Source organism: Myxococcus sp. AB036A (assembly GCF_006547355.1).
In the GTDB taxonomy this organism is placed as follows: Bacteria; Myxococcota; Myxococcia; order Myxococcales; family Myxococcaceae; genus Myxococcus; species Myxococcus virescens.
The window spans coordinates 1-5,485 of record NZ_VHLC01000192.1 but is presented as its reverse complement, the minus strand read 5'-3'; the positions used below and the strand labels follow the sequence as shown (position 1 = coordinate 5,485).

The following is a 5,485-nucleotide window of genomic DNA, read 5'->3' as shown; positions in this document are numbered from 1 at the left end:
CCCGGAAGGTGTGCCCACCACGGAGACCCGCACGGGCTCTGTCGGCGCGAACGCGAACGTCAACTACGGTCCTTTCACCGTCGTTCCCCGCTCGACCTTCAAGGTCGTGATGACGGGGACGGGCTCGGGTGACCCGGACCTCTACGTCCGCTTTGGCGCGGCTCCCACCACGACCGCGTACACCTGCCGTCCGTACCTCGCCGGCGCCAACGAGACCTGCGAGCTCGAGGTCCCGGAAGGCGTGACCAGCGCGTACATCATGGTGCGTGGCTACTCGGCCGCCAGCTTCAGCCTGACCATCAACTACCTGGCGCCCCTGGGCGGTGGTAGCGGCACGCCCACGAGCGAGACGCGCTCTGGCTCCGTGACCTCGGGTGGCAGCCAGAACTACGGCCCCTTCAGCGTGAAGGCCGGCACCAACTTCAAGGTCGTGATGACGGGCTCGGGTGACCCGGACCTCTACGTCCGCTTTGGCGCGGCCCCCACCACGAGCGCGTACAACTGCCGTCCGTACCTCGCCGGCGCTTCCGAGACGTGCGACATCGCGGTGCCCGCGGGCCAGACCACCGCGTACATCATGGTGCGTGGCTACACGGCCGGTACGTTCAACCTGGCCATCAACTACACCAAGCCGTAGTCCAGGCTTCGACGTGAAGTGAACGACGGGCGGTCTTCCTCCACGGGAAGGCCGCCCGTTTCTTTTTCCGCATGTCGCTGGAGTCCGACGCGGCGGGCTGAGACGCTGCGCCCGCCATGGGGAACGTCATCGGGCTGTTGGGGGCGTGTATGGTGCTGGGCGTCCTGGCCCGGCACAGTGGGAAGTTCCCGGAGGGCTCCGCCGGGGCGTTCAACACCTTCGTGCTGTACGTGGCGCTGCCCGCGCTGGTGCTGCGGGCCATGCACCAGTTGGTGTTCGTGCCGGAGCTCCTCGTCGCCGCCTCGGTGCCGTGGCTCTACTACCTGGGCGCGGGGCCGTTCTTCCGGCTGCTGGGGCCCCGGCTTGGGCTGTCGAAGCCGTCCATCATGGCGTTGGTGCTGACGGCGGGGCTGGGCAACACCGCCTTCGTGGGGCTGCCCATGGCGGAGGCGCTGCTGGGTGACAGGGGCCTGCCGGTGGCGGTGGTGGTGGATCAGCTCGGCTCCTTCCTGGTGCTGTCCTCGCTGGCCACGGTGGCGGCGGCCCGGGCGGGCGCGGACACGCCGCTGTCCCTGCGCCAACTCGCGCGCAAGGTGGCCACCTTCCCCGCGTTCCTGGCGCTGGTCGTGGCGTTGGCGACGCGGCCTTGGGCCTATCCCGTCTGGCTGGACGGAGTGCTGGAGCGGCTGGGCGCGCTGCTGACGCCGCTGGCCCTGTTCGCCATTGGCCTGCAACTGCGCCTGTCGGGCATCAAGCCCCGGCTGCCCGCGGTGGCCCTGGGGCTGTCGTACAAGCTGCTGCTGGTGCCGGCGCTGACGGCCGCGGGCCTGCTGGCCTTGCCAGGGCTGGCGCCCATGGTGGTGCAGGCCACGCTGCTACAGTCGGCCATGGGGCCCATGGTGAGCGCGGCCATCCTCGCGGCCGAGCATGACCTGGACCCGGACCTGGCGGTGTTGATGGTGGGAGTGGGCGTTCCGCTGTCCTTCGCGACGGCGCCGCTGATGTTGATGTTGGCGCGCTGACGCACGCCCGGCCGCTCTGCGGCCTGCCACGCGGCCGGACCGCTGTCGTCCCGGCATCGCGCTCCTATTTTTGGCGCATGGCTGAGCAACCACCGAAGGCCTCGGGCGCGCCCGGGGGAGACCCACGGCGGATGGAGGTTCGGCGGCCGGTCGCCGAGCTGGGCGCACGGGCCTATGCCATCCAATTGTTGTCTGACGCGCGAATCCCGTTCCTCGTCGGCGGCGCCTACGCGTTCGCCCACTACACGGGCATCTATCGAGACACGAAGGACCTGGACCTGTTCATCCGCAAGGACGACGCGGACCGCGCATTGGAAGTGCTCGCGCGCAATGGCTGGAGCACGCAGAGCAACGTCCACGGCTGGCTGCACAAGGCCTTCTGGGACGACTTCCTCGTCGACCTCATCTTCGCGTCCGGCAATGGCATCACCGTCGTTGACGACGGCTGGTTCGAGCACGCGGTCCGCGCCCGGCTGCTGAACTGCGCGTGCAACGTGCCTCCGGCGGAGGAAATCTATTGGAGCAAGGCCTTCGTCCTGGAGCGAGAGCGCTTCGATGGGCACGAGCTCACGCACCTGCTCCTGAAGACGGGGCGCACGTTCGACTGGCCGCGGCTGCTGGCGCGCTTCGACCGGTACTGGGAGGTGCTGCTCGCGCACCTGATGTTCTTCCGCTTCGCGTACCCCGCGGACCGCGACATCGTCCCGGAGTGGGTGATGCGCGAGCTGCTCTCCCGCGCCAACAGCTCGCTGGCGGAGGGCAACTGGGACTCGCAGCTGTGCCGGGGCCGGCTGCTGTCGCAGGTCAGCTACCAGGTGGACGTCGACGAGTGGGGCTACGAGGACGGCCGCGCCTGGGATGAATCCGAGCGCAGGCGCGAGTGCGAGCCCGAAGCGGTGCCCGCCGCGAGCGGTACGTACGGCGGCCACTGAGCCACGGACCTCGCGCTCGCTTCCCGGGACCTTTCGAGTCCCGGCGTGAGCGCGCCAGGTCCACGGCCCCTGCCACGACTTCGGCGGAGCCTCACCTTCGGGCAGAGGACCCGCCGAAAGCAGGTGTCATGTGTCACGGAGCGAAACAGGGCCACGAGGTGTCATCGGAATCCTGGGCGTGCTGTGTCTGACGCTCGCGCCCTCCTCGCGGGCACAGGTCTCCGTCACCGGAGAAGGAGGACCGCTGCGGCTCGAAGCGGGCTCGCAGTCGGTGGCGCTGTCCCTGGAGGAGGGCGGCGCCGTGCGGGGGCCCGGCGTGGAGCTGCGTCAGCGCGGCGCCGCGCTGGTGGGACAGGTGCGTGGCAGTGACGTGGATGTCGGCTGGGCCAGCGGAAACCTGCTCGGACGCGTGGGGGAGGGCACCGTCGACCTCCGCGTCCTCGAAAGGACGCCAGAGCCGGGCCTGCGTCTGGAGGGAAACTTCGCCAGCCAGCCGTCGAGCCTCGTCATCGCGCCCTTCGCCATCGCTGGCGCCATGGGCGGATGCAACTACACGCTGTCCGTGAAGGGAGAAGGGTATTCGGGCTGGCGCACCTGCCAGCCTGGGACGACGCTCCAGCCGGGCCCCGTCTCCCTGTCCCTGCCCGAGGAAGTGCTGCGCCTCGGGCAGGGCGAGAAGGCGACCCTGCTGGCGCTGTTGCTGTCGGAGACGATGTTGCCGCCGTGAGGCGGCGCGTGCTCAGGCGAGCACGGTGGTGGCGAAGGACAGCTCTACGCCGTTGTCGCGCACGCGCATGCTGGGCTTGGACAGCCAGTGGCACCGCGGGCAATAGCTGTGTGCACCCGCCTGAGAGGCACGCACAGTCACCTCTCCACCGCAGAGCACGCAGCCGTCGGGGAGGACGAATTCGGCGAACCGCTCGCCGGTGTTGCTCTCGAATTGAGTCATGCTTCTGAGTTAACGCAGGAATCGCGGGGCACAAGGCGACCTGAGGTGTCCCCCGGTCGGGCATGGCCCAGCGGGCAGGCGGGCAGCCGAGCCCTCCTGCATTCCTTACGGGCCCGCCGCGCTTTGGTGGGTGGCAGACACCGCAACCCGGTGATGTCGCGTGTGCGCCCTGGCACGGGGATTTCAAGGGGCCGGGGCATGGATGCACAGGGTGCGGATGGCGGCATGGGTGGGGTGCTGCGGGTGGAGCTCCTCCATGACCGGCGAGGCTGGGGTGTGGAGGTGGAGACGTGGGCCGGGGCGGTGCGCCGATACCGGTATGGCAGCGAGGCCCAGGCCCGCTTCTTCGCCGCGGTGTTCGAAATGGGCCCCCGCGTGCTGCCGCCGGTGAGCACCGGGCGCCGCAAGCGGACCCGCCGGGCGGCCTGAGGCTCCGCGTCTTCCCTCTACCCTCGCGGGCTGCTTTCGGAGAGGCTACGGGCCATGAGTGACGCACCCAAGCCCTTCCTTCACCGTCCCAACCGCCAGCTCATCACCAAGGAGCCGGACCCCGCGGGCCGTTGGTCCAAGCAGTTCCCGGACATGATTGGCTACGCCAGCCAGGGCGGCGGCAAGGTGCCGGCCGACTTCGGCTGGAACACCAACCCCAAGCAGTGGCAGGAGGAGTTGACGCCGGAGACGCTGGCCGCGCGCTACGACGAGCTGCGCATCCTCCCGCCGAAGCCCGAGTCGCCCGCGCTGCCCGAGGGCGCGAAGGCCGAAGGCGCCAAGCCGTAATCCCGCTTCAACTGAAGGGCAGGGCCGCGAGCCGCTCCCGGAACCGGCCGAGCAGCTCCCGCGCCCCTGCCTCCTCCAGTCCGTCGCCCGCCTCCTGCCTCGCCTTGCGCAGGAAGGCGTCGAAGGGCGCCGAGCGGCCCTGGAGCGCGCCCGCCGCCTCCACCGCCTCCGCCAGCACGCGCTCCGCGCCCCGTGAGCCCAGCGTGAGGTGCATGTCCGCCTGTTCCAGCTTCGTGCCGCAGGATGCCCACACCGCGCGGTCGTGGACGACGAGCCAGGTGCGCGTCACCTCTTCCATCTGCGCTTCCAAGGCCGCGAGGTAGGGCTCCACCAGCCCCGACAGCGCGTCCGGCGCCAGCTCCGCCTGGGTGGCCGTGTCCAGCAGCCGCGCGCGCAGCTCCAGCACCTGGTGCTTCTGCGGCGTGCGCAGCGCCACTGACGCGGGAAGGGACACGAAGGCGGACAGGCTCTCCGCCACCTGCCGTGCCAGCGCGGGGCGCGCGCGGGGCTCCGCCTTCGTCGCGCGCTCCAGCCGGCCTTGCAGGGAGCGGCGCAGGTCCGCCGCCGCGCGCAGCGCCGCCCGTGCGCCCACCTGGTGGGCGTAGCCGGGCACCACCTCTTCGCGGCGCACGTCGGCGAAGGCCGAGGCGGTGAGGTACACGAGGTCGCCGATGCGCACGCGGAAGTCGGCGCGGAAGGCTTGCAGCTCGGCCATCAGCGTCCAGCGGTCGCTCACCACCTCCGGGCGGCGCATCTGCTGTCCCAGCTCCGCCACACGCCGGGCCAGCCGGTCCGCAATGGCGTGCAGCACCGCCTCCACCTCCTGCGCCAGCCGCTCATCCGAGCTGGCCGGCGGTGGGGCCCAGCCACCGTCGCCGAGTCCGACTGGGCGCGTGGGGGGCGGGAACTCCTGGTGGACGGCGCTGATGAGCTGGTTGACGCCCACCAGCGTGTCGCCAATGGCCGGCGCCATCGTCTCCCACAGCGACAGGTCCGCGCCGCCGTCCGCCTCCACCGACGTGGGCTCGTACTTCGCGATGCTCAGGTGCCCCAGCCGGTCGATGGCCACCGCCGCCGCGCGGTGCACGCGCTCCAGTCGGTCCGCGAGATGCCGGTCGGTCAATTCTTCCAGGAGCGATTCCAGGCGCACGGGAAGCACGTCCTGGGG

At 70.7% G+C, this 5,485-nt stretch carries 8 protein-coding genes; 6 read left to right on the top strand and 2 right to left on the bottom strand.

Translation table 11 applies throughout. From position 1 onward, the window contains the following. The 4 genes from FL344_RS37770 to FL344_RS37755 all read left to right on the top strand — a co-directional run. The coding region (locus FL344_RS37770; RefSeq protein WP_194863406.1) for a PPC domain-containing protein at positions 1 to 637 on the top strand (637 nt) is incomplete at its 5' end. A gap of 116 nt (positions 638 to 753) precedes the next feature. Beyond that, positions 754 to 1,659: an AEC family transporter gene (locus tag FL344_RS37765; protein ID WP_141594606.1), complete on the top strand. Its 906-nt coding sequence runs from the start codon at positions 754 to 756 to the stop codon at positions 1,657 to 1,659. Positions 1,660 to 1,790: 131 nt separating this feature from the next. Further along, positions 1,791 to 2,591: a nucleotidyltransferase family protein gene (locus FL344_RS37760; protein WP_171452380.1), complete on the top strand. Its 801-nt coding sequence runs from the start codon at positions 1,791 to 1,793 to the stop codon at positions 2,589 to 2,591. Positions 2,592 to 2,721: 130 nt separating this feature from the next. Next, entirely contained in the window at positions 2,722 to 3,318 is a 597-nt protein-coding gene (locus FL344_RS37755) for a hypothetical protein (RefSeq protein WP_141621909.1), read from the top strand. Between the two features lie 12 nt (positions 3,319 to 3,330). On the opposite strand, the gene FL344_RS37750 is transcribed toward FL344_RS37755, so the two are convergent. Next, positions 3,331 to 3,540, bottom strand: coding sequence for a hypothetical protein (locus tag FL344_RS37750; protein WP_011550932.1), 210 nt, complete (start codon positions 3,538 to 3,540; stop codon positions 3,331 to 3,333). 198 nt (positions 3,541 to 3,738) lie between these two features. Between FL344_RS37750 and FL344_RS37745 the strand changes: the two genes are divergently transcribed. Beyond that, a complete protein-coding gene (locus tag FL344_RS37745; protein WP_141594601.1) occupies positions 3,739 to 3,969 on the top strand; it encodes a hypothetical protein in 231 nt (76 codons plus the stop codon). A gap of 54 nt (positions 3,970 to 4,023) precedes the next feature. Further along, positions 4,024 to 4,317, top strand: a complete 294-nt coding sequence (locus tag FL344_RS37740) for a hypothetical protein (protein WP_141621908.1) — start codon at positions 4,024 to 4,026, stop codon at positions 4,315 to 4,317. A gap of 7 nt (positions 4,318 to 4,324) precedes the next feature. Here FL344_RS37740 and FL344_RS37735 read toward each other — a convergent pair. Further along, positions 4,325 to 5,485 (bottom strand): hypothetical protein (locus tag FL344_RS37735; RefSeq protein WP_228565662.1); only part of this gene is annotated, 1,161 nt, incomplete at its 5' end.